The 20,596-nt window shown below is 53.7% G+C and carries 20 protein-coding genes; 11 read left to right on the plus strand and 9 right to left on the minus strand.

Annotated features, from left to right (window positions below; genetic code table 11):
• The first annotated feature begins 837 nt into the window (after positions 1-837).
• From PEL8287_RS10400 to PEL8287_RS10420, 5 genes are read left to right on the plus strand one after another with little or no spacing between them, the layout of a single operon-like run.
• Positions 838-1,290: a hypothetical protein gene (locus PEL8287_RS10400; protein WP_085892344.1), complete on the plus strand. Its 453-nt coding sequence runs from the start codon at positions 838-840 to the stop codon at positions 1,288-1,290.
• Positions 1,291-1,300: 10 nt separating this feature from the next.
• Positions 1,301-1,867 carry a hypothetical protein gene (locus PEL8287_RS10405; RefSeq protein ID WP_085892345.1) on the plus strand — a complete coding sequence of 189 codons (567 nt, stop codon included), beginning with the start codon at positions 1,301-1,303 and terminating at the stop codon, positions 1,865-1,867.
• Positions 1,864-2,487 carry an SCO family protein gene (locus tag PEL8287_RS10410; RefSeq protein WP_235862275.1) on the plus strand — a complete coding sequence of 208 codons (624 nt, stop codon included), beginning with the start codon at positions 1,864-1,866 and terminating at the stop codon, positions 2,485-2,487. Before PEL8287_RS10405 ends, PEL8287_RS10410 begins: the two co-directional genes overlap by 4 nt.
• 3 nt (positions 2,488-2,490) lie before the next feature.
• Positions 2,491-2,934, plus strand: a complete 444-nt coding sequence (locus PEL8287_RS10415) for a rhodanese-like domain-containing protein (RefSeq protein ID WP_085892346.1) — start codon at positions 2,491-2,493, stop codon at positions 2,932-2,934.
• Complete coding sequence (locus PEL8287_RS10420; RefSeq protein WP_085892347.1) at positions 2,931-3,773, plus strand: CE1 family esterase; 843 nt, start codon at positions 2,931-2,933, stop codon at positions 3,771-3,773. The genes PEL8287_RS10415 and PEL8287_RS10420 overlap by 4 nt, the downstream gene beginning before the upstream one ends.
• A gap of 45 nt (positions 3,774-3,818) precedes the next feature.
• On the opposite strand, the gene mdoH is transcribed toward PEL8287_RS10420, so the two are convergent.
• From mdoH to PEL8287_RS10455, 7 genes are all read right to left on the minus strand, one after another.
• Complete coding sequence (gene mdoH / locus PEL8287_RS10425) at positions 3,819-5,702, minus strand: glucans biosynthesis glucosyltransferase MdoH (protein WP_085892348.1); 1,884 nt, start codon at positions 5,700-5,702, stop codon at positions 3,819-3,821.
• Positions 5,690-7,201: an OpgD/OpgG family glucan biosynthesis protein gene (locus tag PEL8287_RS10430; protein WP_085892349.1), complete on the minus strand. Its 1,512-nt coding sequence runs from the start codon at positions 7,199-7,201 to the stop codon at positions 5,690-5,692. Before PEL8287_RS10430 ends, mdoH begins: the two co-directional genes overlap by 13 nt.
• Positions 7,198-8,430 carry an OpgC family protein gene (locus PEL8287_RS10435; protein ID WP_085892350.1) on the minus strand — a complete coding sequence of 411 codons (1,233 nt, stop codon included), beginning with the start codon at positions 8,428-8,430 and terminating at the stop codon, positions 7,198-7,200. The genes PEL8287_RS10430 and PEL8287_RS10435 overlap by 4 nt, the downstream gene beginning before the upstream one ends.
• A 31-nt stretch (positions 8,431-8,461) precedes the next feature.
• Entirely contained in the window at positions 8,462-9,838 is a 1,377-nt protein-coding gene (locus tag PEL8287_RS10440) for a tetratricopeptide repeat protein (protein WP_085892351.1), read from the minus strand.
• Between the two features lie 209 nt (positions 9,839-10,047).
• Complete coding sequence (locus PEL8287_RS10445) at positions 10,048-10,518, minus strand: DUF302 domain-containing protein (RefSeq protein ID WP_085892352.1); 471 nt, start codon at positions 10,516-10,518, stop codon at positions 10,048-10,050.
• Between the two features lie 85 nt (positions 10,519-10,603).
• Complete coding sequence (locus tag PEL8287_RS10450) at positions 10,604-11,782, minus strand: CaiB/BaiF CoA transferase family protein (RefSeq protein ID WP_085892353.1); 1,179 nt, start codon at positions 11,780-11,782, stop codon at positions 10,604-10,606.
• Positions 11,783-11,794: 12 nt separating this feature from the next.
• The gene (locus PEL8287_RS10455) at positions 11,795-13,432 is read right to left on the minus strand and encodes a thiamine pyrophosphate-binding protein (protein ID WP_085892354.1); all 1,638 of its coding nucleotides are present in this window, start codon (positions 13,430-13,432) and stop codon (positions 11,795-11,797) included.
• 210 nt (positions 13,433-13,642) lie between these two features.
• On the opposite strand from PEL8287_RS10455, the gene PEL8287_RS10460 reads away from it, so the two are divergent.
• The 6 genes from PEL8287_RS10460 to PEL8287_RS10485 all read left to right on the plus strand — a co-directional run bounded on the left by PEL8287_RS10460 (position 13,643) and on the right by PEL8287_RS10485 (position 17,447).
• On the plus strand, positions 13,643-14,254 hold the full coding sequence (locus PEL8287_RS10460) for a ribonuclease D (RefSeq protein WP_085892355.1): 612 nt from the start codon (positions 13,643-13,645) through the stop codon (positions 14,252-14,254).
• 41 nt (positions 14,255-14,295) lie between these two features.
• Positions 14,296-14,868, plus strand: a complete 573-nt coding sequence (gene lptC, locus PEL8287_RS10465; protein ID WP_235862276.1) for an LPS export ABC transporter periplasmic protein LptC — start codon at positions 14,296-14,298, stop codon at positions 14,866-14,868.
• Positions 14,865-15,362, plus strand: coding sequence for a lipopolysaccharide transport periplasmic protein LptA (lptA, locus tag PEL8287_RS10470; RefSeq protein WP_085892357.1), 498 nt, complete (start codon positions 14,865-14,867; stop codon positions 15,360-15,362). The genes lptC and lptA overlap by 4 nt, the downstream gene beginning before the upstream one ends.
• 3 nt (positions 15,363-15,365) lie before the next feature.
• Positions 15,366-16,124, plus strand: a complete 759-nt coding sequence (gene lptB / locus PEL8287_RS10475) for an LPS export ABC transporter ATP-binding protein (protein ID WP_085892358.1) — start codon at positions 15,366-15,368, stop codon at positions 16,122-16,124.
• A gap of 243 nt (positions 16,125-16,367) precedes the next feature.
• On the plus strand, positions 16,368-16,931 hold the full coding sequence (gene hpf / locus PEL8287_RS10480; protein WP_085892359.1) for a ribosome hibernation-promoting factor, HPF/YfiA family: 564 nt from the start codon (positions 16,368-16,370) through the stop codon (positions 16,929-16,931).
• Positions 16,932-16,982: 51 nt separating this feature from the next.
• Positions 16,983-17,447 carry a PTS sugar transporter subunit IIA gene (locus PEL8287_RS10485; RefSeq protein WP_085892360.1) on the plus strand — a complete coding sequence of 155 codons (465 nt, stop codon included), beginning with the start codon at positions 16,983-16,985 and terminating at the stop codon, positions 17,445-17,447.
• A 7-nt stretch (positions 17,448-17,454) separates the two neighbouring features.
• On the opposite strand, the gene PEL8287_RS10490 is transcribed toward PEL8287_RS10485, so the two are convergent.
• Together PEL8287_RS10490 and PEL8287_RS10495 are read right to left on the minus strand one after the other, a co-directional pair.
• Entirely contained in the window at positions 17,455-18,888 is a 1,434-nt protein-coding gene (locus PEL8287_RS10490) for a sulfotransferase family 2 domain-containing protein (RefSeq protein ID WP_085892361.1), read from the minus strand.
• A 6-nt stretch (positions 18,889-18,894) separates the two neighbouring features.
• The gene (locus PEL8287_RS10495; protein ID WP_085892362.1) at positions 18,895-20,592 is read right to left on the minus strand and encodes a DUF5927 domain-containing protein; all 1,698 of its coding nucleotides are present in this window, start codon (positions 20,590-20,592) and stop codon (positions 18,895-18,897) included.
• Positions 20,593-20,596: the final 4 nt, after the last annotated feature.

Here is a 20,596-nt window from a genome sequence, read left to right on the forward strand (position 1 = left end):
TTCTCGCCAGGGCTTTTGCGGGTTCCAGTTGTCTTTCTCATCGTCCACTCCTCAGTGGTTACGATGAGCCAAGAACACTCCCTTATCAAATCACCCTATTTGGACCCATAAGCGCTGACGTCAGACATCCAGACGTGCGATGTGTTGCGGGGAATACAAGACCAACTCCGTAACTTGGCGTTTTGACAGTATCTTCATCACGATCTCTCCATGATAGAAGAGCATCGCGATGCTCGGGTTTCGACAAATCTCCCGAGAGGCGTTCACGCTAGCAAGCTTGGCGCACAGATCAAGACTTAAGCGGATGAACTGTTTGTCTATATCTGGGTATTTTAGCGGTGTTCTGGTATCAAAAGAGAATCCAAGGAAAGCACTGGATTGTGTCATCGTTTGGCACTCGAACTTCCAAATTTCTTTTCCAACCGGGGTATCGGTGGGGGTATCAATAAAAACCTTACGGCAGTTAACAATTTAAAATCAAAGGCTTGTATTTAATTATTTGGTCCTCTCCTGGCACCAATTCTCCAGAATTCAGCCGCTTAGCAAATCTCATTATTTTTGAGACTGGTACTTTTTTCGCTATCATCCCGAACATTGGTAAATGTGCGATTCTTAAATAATTCGCGCGATTTTACCAGTATCACTCAGAGCGAGGGGCGTTCCGCGGTCTTTCGAACTCCCCGGTCCCACGGATCACACAAAGCACCCTGACAGTCGTATAGTGAGTGCTATTGAAACATGGTAACCTACTCTCACGAAACATTGAAAAAAAGAGCGTGGGTTTGGCTCCAAAGCTATGAGATAATCACTCTATATTGCTGAATTTAGGAAGGCTAAATGCGGAACATATTCACACTGCTTGGCTTGGCTCTGACTTTACCGGCAACGGCGCTGGCCGCTGAGGGTAAGCGTATCCAGATCAAAGGCGAAATGATTGATACCTGGTGTTATTTTTCAGGTGTAATGGGTGGCCCGGATGCAGTAATTGGCAGCGCGCATCATACCTGCGCGCTGTGGTGCTCTGCCGGCGGCATTCCTGTCGGCCTTCTGGGTGAAGACGGACAGGTTTACATGGTGCTCAAGATCGAAGGCGATGACGGATCCGCTGGCGGCAACACTCAACTTAGCCTTGCCAGTCACGAAATCACTGCTGATGGCATTTATTACGAACGAGACGGATTGAAATATATCGTGGTGGAAAAAATCGTTGCCGACCACGGCATTACCAATCTGAATCATGAAGATTACGGGCCTGTCCCCGGCTTCGCCATTCCCGAACCCAAGAAGTGAGATCAGACAAGTGAAACGCATCATTTTGATTCTTGCTCTTCTGGCGGCACCTGCTGCAGCGCAGGATTTCTCAGCAGGTTCCGGCGCAAAAACTTGGAACCTTTACGCTGAAAAGCCCGCCAGATTTGAGGCGAAAGTTGTCGATATCCTGTGCGAACTGACTGGCGACTGCCCTGAAAACTGCGGTGACGGGCGGCGGCAGTTGGGGCTGTTGCGCGCAGCAGATAAAGCACTGGTTTATCCAAACAAAAACGCGCAAGCAGCCTTTACCGGTGCCGCGCTCGAACTGCTGCCTTACTGCAGTGCCGATGTCGAGGTTGACGGCCTGTTGATTGAAGACCCTGATCTTGCCGCCAAGAACATTTATCTTGTGCAGAAAATCCGTCTGGTGGGCGAGGAAAACTGGACCAAGGCAAATAGCTGGACCAAGAAATGGGCCAAGGCAAATCCGGACGCAAAGGGTAAAGGTCCCTGGTTCCGTCGTGATCCAAGGGTCAGGGCAGCGATCGCTGAGGACGGCTACACCGGAATTGGTGTTGAAGCTGAACAACCCTTCATCAAGGAGCTGTTCGAGTGAGGTTACGCATTGCCAGTTGCTTTTGTGCCGCCAGCATTCTGGCGGCCGCAAGTGCCTTTGCCCATGGATCTGAAAAACACATTCCGGCCACGGCTAACCCTGCTGCACTGCCCACCAAAATCGCTCCGCTGCCGTGGAATATCGGCGGGCCATTCAACCTGATTGATCACACCGGAGTTCAACGTACTCAGGTCGATCCCGAAGGTAAATTACAGCTTTTGTTCTTTGGCTATGCAAGTTGCCCCGGCATCTGTAGTGCCGCTCTGCCAATGATGGCCGACGCCGTGGACGAACTAAAGCGCCGGGGAATAGAGACAAGTCCGCTACTGATCACCATCGACCCCGACCTGGACACCGTTGAAAGGATGGGCCCAAAGCTGTCGGGAATTTCGTCTGATTTTGTAGGCCTCACAGGTAGCCGAAAAGATCTGGAAATGGCGTATGATGCCTATCAGGTCTCATTCGAAAAGATCATGGATGACCCGGAATACGGACCGATCTATGCTCATGGCAGCCACATTTATTTGTTGGATGGGCAAGGCAAGGTTCTAACACTGTTGCCTCCGATTTTGCCAGCAACACAGGTGGCTGACATTGTGGCCCGTTATGCCAAGGAATGACCGATGGCCCAACTCATGAATCGACGTAACCTGTTGCTGGCAACCGCAGCAGTTGCTGTCGCTAGTGTCGGAATGTGGGCGATGCGCCCCGAATTTGAAGGCGCCGAAATGACGCCACCCGAGGCGCATGAAGCGGCGGTAAATGGTGACGTTTTGCTGATCGACATTCGCCGCCCCGATGAATGGAAAAAGACCGGCATCGGTGAAGGCGCCCATCCCATCGACATGCGGCGCAAAGACTTTGTCGACGCCCTTCTTGAAGTGACCGGCGGCGACCGGTCCAAACCGGTGGCCCTGATCTGTGCCGCCGGGGTGCGTTCAGACCGAACAAGTCTAAAACTGGAAAAGGCTGGTTTCACCCATATCATTGACGTGCCCGAAGGCATGACAGGTTCCCGCGCCGGGCCCGGCTGGGTTGAGCGGGGCTTGCCTGTGGTCGCCTATTGAAGTGGTTCGCCGCAGCCCTTCTGGCACTCGGAGCTGCTACGGCTCATTCACAAGAGAATTGTGGTGGCCCTGAAACTCCTTGCGAGATTTCGGCCGGCACCTATCACATCGTTCTGCCTGAGGGGCCCGGGCCGCATCCTGTCATGGTGTTTCTGCATGGCGCCGGTGGAAAAGGGGCCGCGCTGGTGGGCTCGGGTGGAATCTCTGGAACCGCTGTCAGTCGTGGGTACGCTTATATCGCACCAAACGGATTGATACGCCCGGGTCGCATGCGTAGTGGATGGTCGTTCCATCCATTTTTTGTCAAACGCAGAGACGAACGGGCCTTTATCCGCGATGTTCTGGCAGATGCCACAAAACGGTTCAATCTTGACCCAAAGCGCACGATCCTTGCCGGCTTTTCGATCGGCGGTTCACTGGCCAGCTATATTGCCTGCGATCACCCCAGTGATTTTTCAGCATATGCGCCTGTGGCTGGCAATCTGTGGCGACCGCATCCCGAACATTGTGCTGGCCCCGTGCGTCTTCTGCACACCCATGGGTGGCGCGACAAGACGGTACCCTTAGAGGGACGTATCCTGAGGCAGATCGGCGATAAAACCCTGGCACAAGGCGATGTATTTCACGCTATGCTAATCTGGCGAACCGTCAACGGCTGCGCCAATTACCGGGCGGATCAGTTTGACACCAAGGGTCTGTTCTGGCGTCGAATTTGGAACAAATGCTTCCCCAGCACCGCGTTGGAACTTGCCCTGTTTGATGGCGGTCACGGGGTGCCACCCGGTTGGGCCGATATGGTACTGGACTGGTTTGAGGGTCTGGATGCAAATGCCGATTAAACAATTCGCACTTGACCGACGCGCAGATTGAAACAAAATCGCCCGCTACTCTGCTGCCAGCTTTTGATCGGAAGTTGCGCGAAAGACTTGCCGCTGGCTGCGTGCCAGTTGCAGAATGTCTGGCACCGAGAAAAATTCGGGTGTTGCCAACAGATAACGTGTCGTTCGCCATTGCGCCAGGTTAGCAGATGACAACATCGACAACGGCACCGCCCCGGCAAGGCTTATCGCAATCGGAATCAACCAAAGCGAAACGACTCCGGCCAGCATACCTATGATCAGCAAAATGCCACTGACCGTTTCCAGCGCGTGAAAATTTAGCGTGGTCAAAAGGCTATAGTTGCCACCCTTACGCGCCTGTGGCGACCAGATCGGTTTGATGCCAATCGCCGTGCGCAGTACCGCAACCAACTGCTGCACCATCATGACCGGGGCAAACAGGATCGAGATTACAACCTCGCTGATAAATGACAGGACAAATCGCCGCCATCCACCCAACTTGTCGATCTTGATGCCAGACAGGCCAAGTGTTGCGGCGCCCAGCACTTTGGGTGCCAGCAACATCCCGTACATGAACAACAGGATCAGAAACGAACTGACATGGCTCATCTCTGGCCAGACCGGATAAAGCGGGTTTTCGTCCGAGAAATAGGTTATAACGCTGTCCGGTCCGTTTCCGAGCAAAGCCCAGATCACCAACAGGCCGAACCAGGCCGGTGACAGCAGGTAACTGACAGCGCCGTGAAACAGATGAAACCGCGACACCGGATGCATCCCGCGCGTCGCCAGAAGCCTTAGGTGCTGAAGGTTACCATGACACCAACGGCGGTCACGCAAGGCATAGTCGATCAGCGTCGCGGGTGGCTCTTCATAGCTGCCAGATACCGAAGGCAGAAAACGAACAGCCCAGCCCGCACGCCGCAGAAGACCTGCCTCGACAAAATCGTGGCTCATGATCAGCCCGCCCTTGCCCCAAAGCGATGGCATGCGTGGCAGACCAGCGCAGGCAGCAAAGGCGGCGGTGCGAATGATCGCATTGTGGCCCCAATAGTTTCCCTCATTACCTGACCAGCCAGCCAGCCCTTCGCTGAGCAGGCTACCGTATACTACAGTTGCAAACTGCTGGGCCCGACCAAACAAGGTACTGGATCCCACCAGCACCGGACTGGATTGAATCAGCCCGGCCGCGGGATCAGTCGCCATTTCATCGGCGAGACAGACCAACGCATCAGCACTCATCAGGCTGTCAGCATCCAGCACGACCATCGCCTGATAAGCGGCGCCATACGTTTCGACCCATTGTGCGATATTACCGGATTTACGATCGGTATTTTGTGGCCGCCGGCGATACCATACAGCTGCAGCGCGCGGCAGGGTTGCGCGCAAAGTAGCAAAAGCACGCTGCTCGGCCATAGCAATTTCCGGATCCTGCGTATCACTCAGAACAAACAACTCAAACCTGTGTGCAGTATCGGATTGTGACAGCGACAGCATCATCGCGCAAGCGTTGCCAAACACCTCGGGGGTATCCTCGTTAAAGACAGGAACAAGCAAGGCAATCCGCATCGGATCAACCTGGCCACCGAGACACTGATGCTTGCGCCAGACGACCCGAAGCAGACCAAGAGTCGCCGTGCCAACAGACAAGGAAATCCAGAAAAAAGTAAGGGTAACCAATACGACCAGCACCCATTCAAGCCACCACATTCCACCATCCGACAGCCAGTCGGCGAAGGCGGCTGACAAGGAAGCCGTTGTTGCAACCGCGGGTAAGAAAGTAACCGCGCGCCTGAGCCAGATATAACGAGCAGGCGCCCATTCCGGCGCCAGGGGATCGCGATGAGGTTTTCGTAAATCCTGTACGGGCACATTCAACGGATCTGGCGCTGGCATGTGCGCCGCAAGGGGAAAGGGCGTCAGGTTGTCCATCGGTACAACCACACTTCTGACACCGAGCGACCTTGAAACATCAGTTGCGCACGCAACTCGGCTGATTTCACATCGCCTGGGTCAAAAGAAAACGCCAGGCGCGGTCCGCCGGTTTCTGGATTTCGCTGCAAAACCCCATCCGAAACTTTCAGACGGTTTGAACTGACGTGGATCGTGATATCGTCAAAGACCTCGGGCAAGGCCGAATGCGGGGCAAAATCAATCGTTACGACCTTATTTTCATTGTCAGTGAATCCCTTGCCAATGCGGCTGTTCAGCACCGGCGCAACCGGCTTTTTCTCAGGAATCTGTGCACACCACGTCATGCGGTAGCTGAAGTTGTGTTCCTGTCCCGCCGCCAGTGGTTCTCGTGGGCGCCAGTAGGCAACTATATTGTCGTAGATTTCCTTGTTGGTTGGGATCTCAACCAGCGTTATGGCCCCTTTGCCCCAGTCCTCACCAGGTGAAATCCACAGGCTTGGGCGCTTGTGGTAGAGCGCCTCAAGATCGGCAAAGTCCGAAAACCTGCGCTCGCGTTGCGCCAGTCCAAAACCCTGGGGATTTTCATCCACAAAACTTGAGATCTGAATCTGTTTGGGGTTGGCAAGCGGTCGCCAGATCATCTCACCGCGGCCATTCAAAATGCTCAGCCCGTCACTATCGTGCACTGCCGGGCGGAAATCATCAAACCGTCCACGGTTGGTTTCATCAAAATAGAACATCGAGGTCAGTGGCCCCAACCCAACATTCTTAAGATCATCGCGGGGAAACAAGCTGACGCGCACATCAACTTCGGTTGTTGGCCCCGGGTAGAGGGTGAAGTGATAGAGCCCGGTCACCGAAGGCGATTCCATTAACGCATGAATGACATGCGCATGTGCGCCCGCCTTTGGGCGCTCGATCCAGAACCGGGTGAAATCAGGAAATTCTTCACCGTCTTGGTCGGCAGTGTTTACCGCCAGACCGCGGGCTGACAAACCATAAACCAGATCCTTGGCAATCACACGGAAATAGCTTGCTCCTTGAAACACAGCATACTCTTGAAATATCTCTGGTTTTTCCAGCTCACTTCGCAGCCGCAAGCCAGAAAACCCCAAATTGCCTTGGGTCGGCAGGGTGGGTGCCTTGTCAGTTTTGTCAAACAAACCCCAATCAAATGGCAGTGTCCGTGATCTGCCGTTCTCGACCAGGTTAATTTCGACCGGGTGGGGATAGAACAATCCAGGATGAAACAGATCAACCTGAAGAGGCGATTCTGTCCCGGTCCAAATTCCTTTACTGGTGTTGAACCAGATGGATTTGTACTGCTCATAAGACCAGTCCTGCATGGCTTTGGGAACCATGGGACGATCCCGATAGGGCATATCTGCCACGTCTTGCGCCAGCCGATGCAGCATTTCCTCCGAAAATGCCTCGTCCTTCTGCGACTCAAGGCCGGTCGCGAATGTCGGGCTTGCAGCGACCGCTGCTATCATCTTGAAGAAATCCCGGCGCTTCATGAGTGTTTCCGCCAAGGTTGGGACTTGAACCACGACACGCCATAGGCAACGGCGATCAGCGCAGCAAATCCGACAAAGTTGGCCAGCGTCATGTTCCACGTCGTGCGACCGACCTGATCCATCACAAAGCCCGACAGGCGCGCGAAGAACATCGAGAAAACGAACACCGCCAAGGATTGCTGACCAACCTTCAGGATCATCGCCAAAAATGTGTCCCAGGCCCGCGCCGTAAACCCGTGGCCTGAGGCAATAAGGCGTTTGCCGCCATCGCCCGCCGCAACCCAGCACAGATAAGCCAGTGCCAGAAAATGCACATAGCGCAGAATGCCGAAATCGGATTTGTTGAACAGACCGCGATTGTCAATCCGCCAGTCTTTTGCCCAGTCAAACCCAAATTCGCGTACACCGATATTTGACAGCGGGATATTGGCCACGACGATTACACCCGCCAACATGATCAGCGCACGGTGTACCGGTGGCTTGGGCAGCCAGCCGCGCATGAAGGCAAATCCACTGAAGAAGATCAGCTGCCAGCCAAACGGATTGAAGAACCACTTGCGATCCGACCAGGGTTCAGCCGGGAAACCGAAATGCCAGCCCAGCATGCCAAGCGCCTCTAGCACCGAGCGTTGTGCCATCAACCAGACCAGCGCCACCGCTAGCGCTACAAACCAAAGGTTGACCCGGCTCAGCGCCATGACAGCGGGCATCATCAGCAGGATGATCATATACATCGGCAGGATATCAAAATAGTTGGGCACGTAGGTCAGCGTGAAAAGCCCCACCAGCTGAGGGCCCGGATCAGCAAAGAATTTCCACAGGTTCAGCGACCCGATATAGGATTTGTCAAACCCGCCGAACTGATCAATTGCCGCCAGCAGCGTGGCAATCGCAAGAAACATGCCGATATGCGCCCAATAAACCTGCCAGACGCGATAAGAAACACGTGACGCGCCCAGCCTCCATCCCGCCCGGTCAAACGCACGCCCAAAGGCGACGGCCGAGGCCATACCCGAACAAAACACGAATATCTCTGTGGCGTCCGAAAAACCCCACCTGGCAGGAATCCAGCTGGTGAAAAAATTCCTTGGCGTGTGTGCACACAGGATAATGAACATCGCCAGACCGCGAAAAAAATCCAGACGGATATCCCGCGTCGACACCGCAGGCTTTGCGGCAGCTACATTAGACCGGGGTTGGGCCATGGCCGGATCAGCAATACTTGTCATGCCGTGTCAGCTCTCCCTGGGCTTTCCGCAACTATTCTGCAGGCAGGCGGTCGGCTTGGTTCCAATTCCCGCGCGAAGCAGAAATCAGATCCATGCGGACCGCAGCATAATTATCCTGACGTCCGGCCCTTTGCGCCGTACGTTCGCGTAAAATTGCCTCGGCATCCTCCAAGAACCCACCACGGATCGCGGCGTCAATGGTTAATCTTTCGAATACATCACGCTGAGCGTGGCTACCGCCTGCCATTTGCATGTTATGTCGGGCCCGTCCAAGATTGTAAAACGCCGTTTTGTAGTCGCCTTCACCAAACGCCTCAAGCCCGGTTGCCGCCGATAGGCCGGGTGTTGCCATTCGCGCCTTCATTTCAGATTCCGACGTTGCTTTGGCATCACGGTGCAGCCTTGCCAACATATCTTGAACCGCCTGCTTGCGATCACCGCCAATCAGCGCAAGTAGGTAGTGAAGATCTGCAAAAACAAGGCAACCATCTTCGGTTCGGCGTTCGGACAAATCCGCCAACTCTTCCCAACGATTCCCCACATCAACGCCTTCCAACTCCAACCGGCTGAGCAAAGACGTTGCGTTCGATATATCGCGATAATCATCCGTCTGGTCTTTGCGGATTTGGGAATCGTAAAGCGCGAAAACGGTGTCTATCTCGCCCTGATCCAAGTGCATCAATGCCTTGTGCCACCAGACGTGGTAACGGAAGTTATTGCAGTGGGCCCAGGCGTTTTCACGGCCCGTCAACCAGTCAAGGCCCGCCTTAGAATTGCCCGTCATGTCGTGTACATGCGCCACCGCATGCAGGCCCCAAGCATCATCAGACACCAGACTAAGACCCATACGCCCCGCTGTTTCTGCCCGCGCATATTCGCCGGTTTCTTCCAATGAAAACGCGTGGCACCCAAAAAGATAACCCCTCGCCGGATGCTTTGTGTCATAGGCTGTCAGAACCGCCTCGACCGACCGGCGCATACCAGCAGAATCTCCCAAGATGAACCTGATGGCGTGGCTGATCTTCATCGCCAACGCATCTTCGGGACAATGTTTAAGGATCGTCTCCATCTCATGGATGGATCTGCTGGGATGTCCATCCAACCATGCGCCAAGCGCCCGAACATATCCCATTTCACGCTCAGTTTGCGAACTGGCGTCCGCTGCAGCTTTGGCTGCTACAAATGCGTCTTGTGCGGTTTCTGTCAGTTCCCGACGGCCCAGCATCAGAAAGAAAAGCCCCTTGGTGGCATGCGCCATCGCAAAGTCAGGCGCTTCCTTCAAGGCGGCCCCCAAATATTCGGGTGTCCTTGCGGCATGGGCAAGGAAAGCCATCACCATCGCATCCCAAGCTTTTGCAGCCTCGGGCGAGGTGATTGACATTTCATACCCAAATTGATCACTACGCATGGCCCGATTTCCTTTCGGTCGTAAGAATTTCCTAGTCAGCTAGCCCGCTAAGTAACGCCCCAGCAACAGGCCAGACCCTGTTCTCACCAATACGTTATCGCGACCGTATCAAAGTTGAGAATCCGTTGGCAGCAGTTCCACCAACAGGCGAAGCAATTTCGGCGTCTTACCGCTTAAATAGCCCTGGCCTTGGCAATTTTGCGCAGTTTTCAATCGTTTATCGCCATTTCGGCGACACTATCGAAAATGCCGTCCAGCTCGGTCGCCAGATCGCGCAGCGCATCCCCGCCCTCGTCAAAATAGGGCAAAAAAACCGCCGTTGGGGTTTTGTAGCTCAGGCTCGCTGTGCCATCGGCGTTTTCTGTCACATAAAGCCGAATCGGTGCTTCGATGCCCGATGCCACGCTGGCGGCCAGCATTCGACGGGCATAATCGTTGCGATAAAGCCCGAAAACCCGGTTACCTAGTATTTCGTGGCCCTGCGATCGCGCCCCATCGGATGCGCTGGCTTGGGTAACGACGGCAATTGGCGCTTTTTTCACCGCCGCACGCACTGCACCAACCAACTCGTCGAAACTTTTCCCAGTATCATGTATGACCCAACCCTCGCGGGTCTCTAGCGCCGAAGCGAGCGCCGCAGTCACAGTTATCAGGGCTGAAATCAGCAGTAGACGCACCATGAAAACACCTTTTGTTTACCAACTGTTAATGCTCGAACGGTCGTTCAGGCAAATCACTATGGCGCGAGGATTTGTTGCGGCGCCCTTAGTCGCCCTCTTTGAGATCGTTCAGCACAGCCTTGGTATCCGCCCCCAGGGACGGCGGTGCGCAGCGGTAGCTGACAGGGGTCCGGGAAAACTTCAGCGGGTTACCCAGCAATTCGACTTCGCCCTTGCCGGTTTGCGGCGCAGGCATGGAAATTGTCATTTCTCGGGCCGCCGCCTGATCCGAGCGCAACGCCCCTTCCAGAGTATTGACCGGCCCAACCGGCACCTTGCGTATCTCAAGCCCTTCAATCACAGCGGTCGTGGTCAGCCCACGCAAAACCTCGGAAATCATCGGTACCAGGATTTCGCGATTGCTGAGCCTTGCGGTATTGGTTGCAAATCGTGGGTCGGTGGCCCAATCGGGCTTACCAATAAAGTCGCAGAACCTAGTGTATTGGCTATCATTACCCACCGCGACAATCACATAGCCATCGCTGGTTTCAAACACCTGATAAGGCACGATATTGGGGTGCGCATTGCCTGCCCGCGTCGGCACATTTCCTGAGGTCAGGTAATTCAGACCCTGGTTGATCAACCAGGACATCTGCGTATCCACCAGAGCCAGATCAATATGTTGGCCCTCACCTGTCGCATCCCTGTGTCTGAGGGCTGCCAGAATGCCCACCGTCGCATAAAGCCCGCAGACCACATCGGCAATGCCAACACCCACTTTCATCGGCTCTCGCCCTGCCTCGCCGGTAATGCTCATGATTCCGCCAAAACCCTGTGCCATCAGATCATAGCCCGGCTTTTCGCGGTTCGGTCCGGTCTGCCCAAATCCCGAAATTGAGCAATAAACCAGTCCGGGATAGGCTGCGCAAAGCGTATCATGGTCCAGCCCGTATTTCTTCAGGCCGTCCGGTTTGAAATTTTCGATCACCACATCAGCACGGCCTGCCAGTTTGAACAGCGCTTTTTGCCCCTCTGGGTCGGTCAGATCGACCACCACGGATTTCTTGTTGCGGTTGGCGCACATGAAATAAGCCGAAAGGTCCGTGGGATTGCCGTTTGCGTCCATCGCAAAGGGAGGGCCCCAGCTGCGCGTGTCATCGCCCTGTTCGGGGCTTTCAATCTTGATCACCTCTGCCCCTAGATCACCCAATAGCTGGGTACAGGTCGGCCCAGCCAAAATGCGGCTTAGGTCAAGGATCACAAGGCCATCAAGGGGTCCGGTCATGGGTCAAATCTTTCAGATACGTTTATCATAGGCGCCACGCTCAATCTCGGCAGCAATCACGGTGAAACGGTCAGCCACCAGTGCGCTTTGAAGGGCAGCTCGCAATTCGCCCCGCGAACGGACTGTCACGCCGTTACCCCCAAAGGCCTTTCCGATAGCTTCAAAGTCGTGATGACCGAAATCAACCGCAGCATTTGGTAGTTGCCTTTCGCGCTGTTTTTTCTCAATCAGCGAAAGGCTGGCATCAACAAACACCACGAATATAACCGGCAGGTTCAGGTCAGCCACAGTCGACAGCTCCCCGGCGACCATCAGGAACCCGGCATCGCCTGAAAAGCTGACAACCGGGCGCTTGGGATCAGCCAGTTTCGCCCCAATTGCCAGCGGCACAGCACAGCCCATCGTGCAAAGCGCCGAAGATTGCAGCAGCCCACGTGGCTCAAGCGTCGTCCACATCTGTGATAACAGAATCCGATGCGCACCGCTGTCGACGGTAGCAACCGTTTCTTCTGGCAAAACCTTTCGGCATTCATCCACGGCAGCGGTTGCACCCCAGCTCTGGTCGGTTGGAAAGGCTTTGATAAGTTGAGATTTAACAGTCTCTAACTCTCCACCAACCCATGTATTGCGCGGAGCAACCCCATCGGCCAGCCGGCGCAGCGTCGCGCCGCTGTGGCCGACAAAGTTTGTCGTCGCCTGATGCATGTACTGGTGGTTGGGTACAGCCGCGATGTCGATCACATTTACTTTTGCCGGATCCCAGATTTCACGCCAGCCCGGGCGCATCTCGATCGGGTCATAGCCCACGCAAAGGATCAGATCGGCCTTTTCTACAAATGGCACCAGCACCTTGTCGGCCAGCGGAGACAACCCTGCCCCGCCCAGGGCCATGGGATGCATCTCGTCCAGCACGCCCTTGGCTTTGTAGGTCGTGATTACCGGAATACGATGGGTCTCGGCCACCTGCCGGATATCCTCTCCCGAGGCTTCGTTCATCGCATCAAGACCTACGATCATAACCGGCCGTTCCGCTGCCCCCAGCCAGCTGCGGGCGGCCTCAAGCGCCGCACCATCTGCAGGTACCATTGGTTCTGCCACTGGGCGTCTGCGCAAACTGGATAGTGTAACCTGAGCATCCGCCACCTCAATCGGTACATCGATATGCACCGGCCCAGGCCGGCCTTCGATGGCAATAGTTACTGCCTTATCCGCCACAATATCTGCGCCCTTGGCGGTCATCCGGAATGTTGCTTTCGTAATCGGGGCCAGAACCTTCTGATGGTCCAACACCTGATGCGTATACGTCAGCGCCTCGTCTTCTTCGACACAGCCTGACAAGACAATAAGCGGCACCCGATCCTGATACGCGTTGGCAATCGCATTTACCCCGTTAAGCACGCCGGGACCTAAGGTAGCAATCAATATTCCCGGCGTACCGGTGCGGTGCCAGACCCCTTCGGCCATGAAAGCTGCGGCATTTTCATGACGCGCCAGCACACATTCGATCCCGGCCTTTTGCAGCGCATCCACCACTGTCAGCACCTCACCGCCCGGCATCCCAAATGCGTGGCGGCATCCGGCCTCGTACAGGCGACGGGCCAGAAAATCGGCCGCGCGGGCCGTGAGGGGTGAATGTGTCTGATCGGCCATTGGTGTATAAATCCAGTAAATCCTGCTTTGCTTTGTGGCCGAGCCTTTCTGTGACCGCAAGCATCTTTGCGTCAATGCGCGGCACAGGTCTTATTCCTGAATTGGAATCAACATCTTGAGAAGGCGATGAAAAAGCATTAGGTCAAGCTTCGGTAGGAATGCATTCCAGCACCCTCTTTTTGGGTTCCATTTCCTCCGGGAAAGGATCACATGGCAAACCATCTTTATAAAAATGACCTGCCGGACGGGTTGGACCTTGGACCGGTCGTGGCGATAGACTGTGAAACCATGGGGCTAAACCCGCATCGCGACCGACTTTGTGTCGTACAGATGTCGGGTGGCGACGGTAATGCGCATTTGGTGCAGTTTGAGAAAGACCAGACAAGCGCGCCCAATTTGGCGGCCATGCTGGAAAATCCCGAAGTCCTGAAGCTTTTTCATTTTGGCAGATTTGACATTGCTGCAATGTACAATGCTATTGGCGCTCTTGCGGCACCGGTTTATTGCACCAAGATCGCCAGCAAGCTGATCCGCACTTATACTGATCGCCATGGCCTGAAGTTTCTGCTGCAAGAACTTCTGCATGTAGACGTCTCGAAGCAGCAGCAATCGTCTGATTGGGGCGCTGAAACTCTTACCGAAGCCCAACTTGAATATGCTGCCTCGGATGTTCTTTATCTGCACCGGTTACGTGACGAGCTTAACCGTCGTCTTGTCCGTGAAGGTCGTCTGGAACTAGCGCAGTCCTGTTTCGATTTTCTGCCGGCACGAGCAAAACTTGATCTAGCTGGCTGGCCCGAGACAGACATCTTCGCACACTAATGGCTGCGTCAGACAATTTCCACTCGCGCCTTGTGGCCTGGATGAAGATCATCCTGCCCCTGGCCGCGCTTGGGTTGTTGTCCACGCTTTTTCTAATCTCACGTAACTTTGATCCGACGAAATCTGTCCCAGTCGCCCAGATTGATCTTGAACGGCGCGCACATGAACAGGGTGCTACAAATCCTGTATTTGCAGGCGTCACGAGTAGTGGAGATCAGGTTATGTTTCGGGCAAAAAGCGCACAACCAGACCAGTCTGATCCGGCACATCTGAAAGCCAAAGTTGTCACTGCACAAATGAAACTGATTGCTGGTACGGTTATTGATATAACTTCTGAAAGCGCTGATATGAATCAGGAAAGAGGCACAGCAGATCTGGAAGGCAACGTTCATATAACCACTACAACCGGTTATGTCGTCGACACCGACTATCTGAAGACGCGCATTGATTTGCTTTACGCCGAGACCCCTGGGCCGGTGTCGGGGAATGGTCCACCCGGAGATCTGGCTGCGGGACGGATGGTATTGAAAACCGATGAAATTTCTGGTGAGCCACAATTGCTTTTCACTGACGGAGTCAAACTGCTATACAAACCCGGTAAGTCCAAGGAATGAATGCCGTGCCAAGATTTTTGAAGCTCGCCACCTGGCTGGTTTTGTCTTTTTTACCCGTCGTTTCAATGGCTCAGGGTGCACAAGTCGCATTTGGAAGCGCGCAGCAAGACAGCAGCCTACCGGTTGAAGTCACCGCTGATAATCTGAACGTAAACCAGAATGACGGCACAGCCGTGTTCACCGGAAATGTCCTGATTGGGCAGGGTCAGATGCGTTTGTCCGCCCCCCGCGTTTTGGTGGTCTACCTAGAAGACCAGAGCGGCATCGAAAGCCTGGAGGCAACAGGAGGCGTAATTCTTGTCAGTGGCGAAGATGCTGCGGAATCTGCGCGAGCAGACTATAATATCATCACAGGTTTGATCGAAATGCAGGGCGATGTGCTGCTGGTTCAGGGGACCAGCGCGCTGACCGGGGACAAGATGTTTGTTGATACCAAAGCCGGAACCGCTCGTGTAACAGGACGGGTAAAAACAGTGCTGCAGCCTAAGAATTGAACGATGTCCAAACCCAATCTGCATATCGCTCATGAAAGCACTGGACTCAAGGTTGAGAACCTGCGGAAAAGCTATAAAAAGCGCATCGTTATCCGCGATGTCTCGCTCAACCTTCAGCAGGGCGAGGTCGTGGCGCTGCTAGGTCCCAACGGGTCTGGTAAAACAACAACCTTCTACGCGATTGCAGGGCTTATTTATCCCGAAGGCGGCCATGTTCTGATAGATGGACGTGACGTTACAAATCTGCCGATGTATCGCCGCGCCAAGATGGGCATTGGGTATCTACCACAGGAAATGTCCATTTTTCGTGGCATGTCGGTGGAAGATAATATCATGGCTATCCTCGATATTTCGGTTTCGGACCGGCACAAGCGCCGCGAGCGGCTGGAAGAGTTGCTTTCCGAATTCTCTATCGAACACCTGCGCCGCGCGCCGGCCCTGGCTTTGTCCGGCGGTGAGCGTCGACGCGTTGAAATTGCCCGTTGTCTTGCCGCGCACCCCAAATATTTGCTACTTGATGAACCCTTTGCAGGTGTAGATCCGATTTCAGTTGGTGACATTCGCCATTTGGTTGCGGATTTGAAGAAACGCGGGATTGGCGTTTTAATCACCGATCACAATGTTCGCGAGACGCTTGAGATCGTGGATCGCGCTTATATTCTCCACGATGGGCAGGTCCTGATGTCCGGTACTCCCAGCGAAGTGGTGGAAAACGAAAACGTGCGTCGCGTATATCTGGGCGATAATTTCCGCATTTCTTAAATCAGCTTTTTGCACGCATTTCCTTGCGTATTACCACCAATCCCCATTGACAATGGCCGCTGAAAACGCGTCAATTGGGGTATGACATTTGTGGACTTCGTACTGTTCTTGCAGTGGCCCTCTTTCACCGGGTCCGGCTTTGGACAAACTAGACAAATGTCTTTTTTCAGCATTCGGGATTAACGGCAGCCGCGGCGCTTTTGCGACCCAATGCCACCCGGTTTGTCAAATGAAGGAGACAAGATGCGCTACCAAATCAGTGGAAAGCAGATCGATATTGGCGAAGCCCTGCAGACACATGTGAAAGATGAACTTGGCGCTGCAGTGGCCAAATATGCCGAGCGACCCACCGATGCACATGTAATCTTTTCAAAGAATGCCAGCGAATTCGTCTGCGAAGCCATTGTGCATCTGTCAACCGGCCTGACCGCTCAGGCTAGTGCAAAGGCACATGAAATCTACGCGGCCTTCGACGGGTGTCGTGAGAAAATGGAAAAGCAACTGCGCCGGTATAAGCGTCGACTTAAAGACCACCACCGTGACCGTTCTGAGCCGGTTGAACTTTCCGGAGCTTCCTCTTATATCCTCGCCTCAGAAAGCGAAGGCGCAGAATCAGAGCCCGAAAGCCTGCAGCCGATCATCGTTGCGGAGATGGAGACAAAAATTCCCTCTCTCTCGGTCGGTGAAGCGGTGATGCAAATGGAATTGGCAGGGGCCCCGGTACTCGTCTTTCGTAAGGAAGGGAATGACGGATTGAACGTTGTTTATCGTCGTGATGACGGCAACATCGGCTGGATCGATCCGTAAAGCGGGGCGCAAGGCACAAAGGTGCCAAACCTGTCGGAGCGGTTAAAATAGATGGAACTTTCTATGATCCTCAAACCTGGGGCTGTTCGGGTGCTTTCTGCTGTCTCCAGCAAAAAACGCCTAATGCACGAATTGGGGGGAATCGCCGAATCTGTCTATGGCGTCGACCATTCCGCAGCGGTCGAAGCCCTACAAGAGCGCGAAAGCCTAGGTCCAACTGGCGTTGGCCATGGCGTTGCCTTGCCGCATGCCCGGATTGACGGTTTGGCCGAAGTTGTCGGCGCATTGGTTTTGCTGGAAACACCGATTGATTTTGATTCTGTGGACAGGCAGCCGGTAGATTTGGCATTTGCGCTTTTTGCGCCGCGTGACGCAGGTGTTGAACACCTCAAGGCGCTTGCGCTGGTATCGCGGACACTTCGGGATCCGTCTGTTTGCGCGAAGTTGCGTTCAAACACCAACCCGGCGACGCTTTACACTATCGTGACCGAAGCTCAGGCCGCTCAGGCGGCTTGAGCCTTCGTCATTTCCATTCTTCAAACCCAAACATCATGTAGTCGCGCTGGTAGACCGTACTGGCCAAAGTTTCGATTTCTCCATCGTAAATTTCAGACAGCTCGAAAGGCTGACCCGATGGCAAATCTGGCGGCGCTTCCGAGTTAACGTACCCGATTTGCCGCGCCAGCGCCGCCAAGTTCCCCAGCATCTCATCTTCTCGTATAATCATATCAGGTAGCGAAAACTGGGCCATTCCCTGCACTACCGATGCCTGTGTCGCCCAATGAGCATCGACCCTTAACGCAGTTTGCCCCAACAGATTGGCCCGCAAAAATTTGAGAAATCCGACAAAGGCGTTGCGATGTGCCCTGCGATCATAATCCTTGGATTCACTGGGGTCACACTCGGGTAACGGAACATCGTATGCATTTCGCAACGTCTTGCGAATTTCAAGGAAAGATCCCTCGCTTTTTGCCAGAATCTTTTCGCAGAATGCAGCATGTGCCCGGGCGACAGGATGGCGCAATACTGTAAAGCTACGATGCCCCGGATTGCGGCGCTTCCATTGTCGCACGCCTTTTTGATTCATCTTTTCAGGCAAGGATTCTTCGGAAACCCCATCAAGGGCGGCGATCCAAGCGCGTACCTGGCTTTCCGGCCCCGACCTGATTGGCATATAAAGAATCGGAGCTTGAGCACCCGCCACATAGCCCGGCACCCCGGGGCCGCGGCGTGGTTCAAAATTTGGAATTTGCGTAATGTTGAAATGATCCAAGTCTCTAAGCGTGCGTTCCATTTCAGAAAAATTCAAAACTTTGTCCCGGAGAGCGCTTGGGTTTTGCTTTTTAACCGAACTGTCCAGCGCATCAAGTTTTTCATCTGAACCCAGAAACTGCGCTAATCCATTCATTATTTCCAGGTCCTGCAAATCCTCATAATCTAAATAAAAAGCTGTCTGACCGGTCTTCTGTAATCCGTTGGCAAGCAGGCCCTGAAACTCCTGCAATCGCGCGATATGGCGCTCAAACTCAGGCCCGTCAAAGGTAATGGTGCTGACCTTGCGCCGTTTGACATTGGTCAACTTCCATTGGCCCGTTACCTGTGCAATTTTCCTTGAGACATAGCTATCCAGAGGATTGCGGGTCAGGATTACCTTGGCGCAACGAGGATCTTTCAAGCATAAATCCAGAACTCTTGGATCATGGTCATGGAAGAACCTGAATCCACCCAAACCCTTTGAGCCGGTTTTGACCGTTTCCAACAATCGGGCCGGATCTGCATCGCGCACCGCCTGCGTTACACCCAGAATTTCGTCCCGGTTGGGATAGCCAATAAAATGTGGGTTAAACAATTCGCCGTGACACTCAAAACCTGCAAAGGAGTTCAAATTACTTTCCAGAAAATTCGACCCGGTTCGCATCGCGGCGAAAACGATGAAATAGTCAAATGGCTTGGGCATTGTATTCTATCTTACCAGGTAGGGCTTGCGTTTGCTTTGCTGCGGTTCGTGCAAATTATGCTCGACCGGGAAATCTCCCATCAGATAAGGATGCATCCCCTGGTTTTTCAGATTTTGAAGAAATTGGCCAAATCCGGTCAGATCTGCCATTTTCGGTACTTCAGCCAATCCCCTTAAATTTTGCTGCCCAATCTCATCGACAATTGTCTGCAGCGCCTCCATCGGGGCTTCAATAAACTCTGACATTGTCCAGATACGGATGCGCGCTCTTGTCCATTGCGAGCGCAGGATTTCAAGATGTTTGCTTTCAATTTGTTGAAGCAGCGCCGCTTCCTGGCGGATATCAGAAAAGTCTCGGTTCGATCTGAAAAGGGGCACAGCCCACGCTCCTGAAACCACTGAAATCTGGGCATTTGGATCTTTCGCCATGTCAATCTGGATTTCCTGATTATCGCGCGGTCCAAATTGAAAACACTGTCGTTCGCCCCGCGTGTTCCAGATCAGATTGACCAGAAAGGCGCGTGGATTATAGTCACGTATTTCTGCGCTATCGCTCAATGCTCCGTTCATGACGGTCTGTTGCTCTGAGAACTCTACCCTTTTCGGCGCAAAAAGATGGCCATGCACCCTTGCCCCACTGGTTTTTGTCAACCAGCTCTCGAAGTTATCAAAAAGATCGGTGAAGCCTTGGAAAACAGAATATGGCGCACATGTCAGCCCATTTTCACGGTCCTCGCTTGGAAAACGACTTTGCATAAAAAGGCCGGGCCGACCACGAAGCCGTCGATCGACTGCCTTTGCAAAAATCCGGTCAATCTTGCCTGGATTTGGTTCTGTACGCTTCATGGCACTGGCCTGGTCGGTCAAGAATGCTTCATAGAGACGATCGGCAAACGGCCAGATTTTCCGCGCAACAAAACAATCTGACCGTCTTAGCAACTGTAGGTGATCATCATAGAAAATATGCGGCTTACCTTGATAGTCGAATTTCGACAGGGTCAGTGAACGGCTTTCGATCTGACGTGAGTACTGGCGTGCAAGAGTTTGAAAATAGCTTTCATCCGGAATCCAGACCTTTTTGAAGTACCTATCATAAACCTCACGTTCGGGATCTTGAAGAATCGCCGATAACGTTTGACGCGTCAAACACCACCACTGCGATCCCATATGAGGCACTATTCCATTCGGAATTTTTCGTTTGAACCGTACAAATCTTTGTAATGAAACATATTTATCAAAAAGAAATTTTTGTTTTCGCCAAGAAAACGGAAACCTCAGCACAAAGCGTTCCTGATCCAAACCGCCAACTGTCCAGGGAACATCAGCAGTGGTTGCGGATTCTATAAAATCCGTATTTGGCCGTTCGGCCAGATAATCGATCAGTTCCTGAACGGGTCTCAGAGGCAGGCAGGACCCTGATGCGAGATAGACGTGTCGCACATCGGGAAACTCTTCCAGCATCAAATTCGCTGCACTTTGGGTTGCGGCAACCAGCCCCCACGTTCCCCATTCGCAACGGTGACGCTTGGAAAACCGGACATCAGGTACATCTGCCACAGACTGTACAAAGGCATCGTAAGCTTTGCCCGGCACCAATTTGTCAGCGTGAATCACCAACGGACATCCAGCCGCAGACCAGTGCCGCACAACCTGCTCAGCGCGGTCAAAGGCTGTATGGACAAGCATGACAATCCCGACACTCATCAGT

This window comes from Roseovarius litorisediminis, assembly GCF_900172295.1.
In the GTDB taxonomy this organism is placed as follows: Bacteria; Pseudomonadota; Alphaproteobacteria; order Rhodobacterales; family Rhodobacteraceae; genus Roseovarius; species Roseovarius litorisediminis.

Bases quoted from the DNA above. Each gene is read 5' to 3' on its own strand.
- PEL8287_RS10400 (WP_085892344.1), top strand. From the start codon at position 838: ATGCGGAACATATTCACACTGCTTGGCTTGGCTCTGACTTTACCGGCA.
- PEL8287_RS10415 (WP_085892346.1), top strand. From the start codon at position 2,491: ATGGCCCAACTCATGAATCGACGTAACCTGTTGCTGGCAACCGCAGCA.
- mdoH (WP_085892348.1), bottom strand. From the start codon at position 5,702: ATGGACAACCTGACGCCCTTTCCCCTTGCGGCGCACATGCCAGCGCCA.
- PEL8287_RS10430 (WP_085892349.1), bottom strand. From the start codon at position 7,201: ATGAAGCGCCGGGATTTCTTCAAGATGATAGCAGCGGTCGCTGCAAGC.
- PEL8287_RS10435 (WP_085892350.1), bottom strand. From the start codon at position 8,430: ATGACAAGTATTGCTGATCCGGCCATGGCCCAACCCCGGTCTAATGTA.
- PEL8287_RS10440 (WP_085892351.1), bottom strand. From the start codon at position 9,838: ATGCGTAGTGATCAATTTGGGTATGAAATGTCAATCACCTCGCCCGAG.
- PEL8287_RS10445 (WP_085892352.1), bottom strand. From the start codon at position 10,518: ATGGTGCGTCTACTGCTGATTTCAGCCCTGATAACTGTGACTGCGGCG.
- PEL8287_RS10450 (WP_085892353.1), bottom strand. From the start codon at position 11,782: ATGACCGGACCCCTTGATGGCCTTGTGATCCTTGACCTAAGCCGCATT.
- PEL8287_RS10455 (WP_085892354.1), bottom strand. From the start codon at position 13,432: ATGGCCGATCAGACACATTCACCCCTCACGGCCCGCGCGGCCGATTTT.
- PEL8287_RS10460 (WP_085892355.1), top strand. From the start codon at position 13,643: ATGGCAAACCATCTTTATAAAAATGACCTGCCGGACGGGTTGGACCTT.
- lptC (WP_235862276.1), top strand. From the start codon at position 14,296: ATGAAGATCATCCTGCCCCTGGCCGCGCTTGGGTTGTTGTCCACGCTT.
- lptA (WP_085892357.1), top strand. From the start codon at position 14,865: ATGAATGCCGTGCCAAGATTTTTGAAGCTCGCCACCTGGCTGGTTTTG.
- lptB (WP_085892358.1), top strand. From the start codon at position 15,366: ATGTCCAAACCCAATCTGCATATCGCTCATGAAAGCACTGGACTCAAG.
- hpf (WP_085892359.1), top strand. From the start codon at position 16,368: ATGCGCTACCAAATCAGTGGAAAGCAGATCGATATTGGCGAAGCCCTG.
- PEL8287_RS10485 (WP_085892360.1), top strand. From the start codon at position 16,983: ATGGAACTTTCTATGATCCTCAAACCTGGGGCTGTTCGGGTGCTTTCT.
- PEL8287_RS10490 (WP_085892361.1), bottom strand. From the start codon at position 18,888: ATGCCCAAGCCATTTGACTATTTCATCGTTTTCGCCGCGATGCGAACC.
- PEL8287_RS10495 (WP_085892362.1), bottom strand. From the start codon at position 20,592: ATGAGTGTCGGGATTGTCATGCTTGTCCATACAGCCTTTGACCGCGCT.